General features: G+C 77.7%; 1 protein-coding gene. It reads right to left on the bottom strand.

Annotated features, from left to right (window positions below):
* A partial coding sequence (locus KDM41_17695; GenBank protein MCB1185255.1) for a hypothetical protein occupies window positions 1-3074 on the bottom strand: 3074 nt, incomplete at both ends.

The following is a 3074-nucleotide window of genomic DNA, read 5'->3' as shown; positions in this document are numbered from 1 at the left end:
CGGCACCCGGGCGCCGGCCGGCCGGGCCGTGGGCGCCAGCAGCACCAGCGGCCGCCGGGCCCGGCCCGCGTCGCGGCCGAGATCGCCGTTGACCACCTGCCACCAGGCTTCCCACAGGGGCAGCGCGGCCAGGTCGGCGAGGGACTCGTTGCCCCACTCGGCCAGCATCCGCTCGACCCGCTGCCGGGCCTCGCGGTGCCGCAGGAAGGTGTTGGCCCAAGGCGCCCCGACGAAGCGCCCCACGAAGCGCGCCAGGGTGTCGGCCGGATCGTGGCGCCCGTCGGCGAGCCAGGCGGCCGCCTCCGGACGGGCTTCGGGACCGAGCAGCGCCGGCAGCAGCGGCTCCCGGCCGGCCGGGTCGGTCGGGTGCGTCGCCGCCGGAACCTCGCCGGCGGCTTCCGCCGGGTCCGGCGCCGGCGGGGAGTCCGCAGCGGGCCGGTTCTCCCCCACGCGGCCCAGGCGCAGCGCCAGGTCGCCGGCGGACATGAGCACGTCGGTCAGGGCGGCGAGGACTTCGCGGGGGCCCGGCAGCAGCAGCGCGTCGAGACGCGCCTCGGGCACCGCCAGCCAACCCCGGTCGCGCAACTGGGTGGCGATGTAGTCGAGGTCGTTGTCCAGGGGCGTGGTGATGCGCAGGCGATCGGGCAGGGCGCCGGCCTCGTGGGCCGCCACCACCCGCGCCAGGCTCTGGACGAGGTTCGCGGCGTAGCCCGACTCGAGGTGGCCCCGGCCGGGCCGTCGGGTGGCGGGCTCGGCCTGCAGGTTCTCCGGCGCATAGGCCCGCACCTCGGTCCAGAGGGCCCTGGCCTGGTGCCGCTGCCGCGTGAGCGTGACGATGTCGTTGGCCCGCGGCGTGGTCAGGAAGAGGTGCTCCCAGGGTTCGGTGCTCGCCACCTCGTCGGCGGTCATCACCATGAGCCGGCCGCGTCCGGCCTGGGCGATGCGGTAGCGTGTCTCCGGGGCGAAGCGCTGCACCTCGCACATGACGACGACGGTGGTGCGCGGCTCGGCCAGGCTCGGCAGGGCCGGCGGCGGGGCGGTCGCCGCCTCGGCCGCGGGGATCCGCACGTCGAGGGGCCCGGGCCAGCCTGCCGCCAGGAACTCCCGCGTGACCTGGGCCGCCACGGCCACGTCGGGGCAGTGGACGATGACGTCGCCCGGGTCTTCCGCATGCCGCCGCGTGCGCAGCAGGCCGCGCACGAGGGCCTCGTGCCGACCGGTGCCGAGCATGCCCTTGAGCATGACGAAAGCCGGATCGCCGGGACGACCGGTCACGTCGTGGACGCGCGAGATGGCGGTCTCCAGATCGTCGGGCTCGCCTTGCGCCCCGCTGAGCAGGCGACGCAGCGGGCCGAGCCGCGGCCGCGCGTCGGCGGCGTCGCGCGTCGTCCGCTGCGGGGGCGACAGGGGCGGTGCGTCGGGCAGGCGCGGGGCCATCTGGGCCCGGTAGAGATCCCATCCCAGGGACGACTCGCGCACCGTCGGGCTCTCGGCCACGGTGAGCAGATCGACCAGGTGCAGCGCCCCGGCGGCCGGCGGCCCCAGCCAGCGCCAGAAGCCCAGCACGACGCCGAGGCCGAGGAAGGCGCGCTCGTCGTCGCGCAGCTCGGCGAGTCCCGTTTCGACCCGGAAGCCTTCGCCCGTTTCGAGGGCCGCGGCGAGCACATCGCGGATGCGGCCGCGGAAGACGTCCAGGGCGTCGAGCACCGCGGGCAGCACCGCCGCCGAGGCGCCATCCCAGCCGACCAGCCGCACGGCGCTGTTCAGCAGCCCGCCCGGGCAGTGGTAGACCAGCCCCGTGCCCAGGCCGGGCGTGTCGGCCACGGCGGCGAGGAAGGCGTCGACCCGGGCGAGATCGTCGGGGGCGAGGCGCACCGGCGGCTGCTCCAGGTCGACCCGGTTCAGCAGCCCCGGCACCGCGCCGCCCTCCAGCCAGAGGGGCAGCACGAGGGCGATGTTCTCGGCCAGCCGCCCCAGCACCGGCTCGAGCTCCGCGAAGCGGCGCGCCACCAGCAGCGTGTGGCCGGCGCCGCCGGGACGGTCGCCCGCGGCGGCGGAGAGCGCGTCGCCGTTGAGGCGCGCCGCCCAACGCAGCAGCAGGACGCCCTCCTCCACCTGCCCCGGCGTCAGGCCGGCCAGACGCCCCAGCCAGTCCAGCGGCACCAGATCGTGGCTCGGCGCGCCCGGCGGGGTCGCCTCCCCGGCGCCCGACTTGCCGTAGCGTGCGGCGAGGACCGGTCGCAGCCGCGCCATGAGCACCTGCAGGCGGTGCGCCAGGGCGGCGGGCCGATCGGCGTGGCCCCCGTCGAGTCCGGGGCGCGGATCGGACCAGGGGTCGGGCTCGGCGGCCACCGCGTGCCCCGCGGCGACGGGATCGGTCTCCGGCGCGACGCCGCACGCGTGCGCCAGGAATCCGGCCCAGCTCGGCGTCAGCTCGCGCGCCCGCAGCACGACGCTCGGGGCCTTCAGGTCGAGGATCGCCCGCAGGGCCTGGGCCGTCTCCTGGGCTTCGCGGTCCGGGCCCGGCAGCCAGTCGGCCAGGTCGTCGGCAATGACGAACGCCGGCGGCCGCGCCTCGAGCCGGCGGCGCAGTTCCGCGTCGACGAGGTCTTCGGGTTCCAGCCACAGCACCGGGGCCGGCGCGGCGGCCGCGGCCGCCCCCGGCCAGATCGACATGCCCGCCACGTGGCCGGACACCACCAGCTCGGCCGCCCCGTCGGGCACGGCGTCGGCCACGAGCAGGACCCACTGGGACAGGTCGCCCCGTTCCCAGCTGCGGGCGACGTGGTCGGCCACGCCGGACCACATGGGCGCCAGGTCGCCCACCATCAGGCGCACCCCGCCGGCGGGCGCCGGCACGGGCGCCGTCGGCGCCGACCGGCGGGCGGCCAGCCACTTCTCGACCAGTTCGAGCGCCCGGGCATCGACCCGCTCGGTGGGGCGCTCGGCCCGGCGCCGCGGCAGGTCGAAGGTGCGGGCCTGACCGGTGGTGGCCAGGGCCGCGGCCTGTTCGCCGTCCCAGACCCGGTCGGGGCGCTTGTCGTCCGGGCCGCGGCGGGCCGCCAGCGGGCGCA

It is taken from the genome of bacterium (assembly GCA_020440705.1).
Classification (GTDB): Bacteria; Krumholzibacteriota; Krumholzibacteriia; order LZORAL124-64-63; family LZORAL124-64-63; genus JAGRNP01.
The sequence above is the reverse complement of the archived record's forward strand: the minus strand, read 5'-3'. Positions and strand labels throughout refer to the sequence as shown.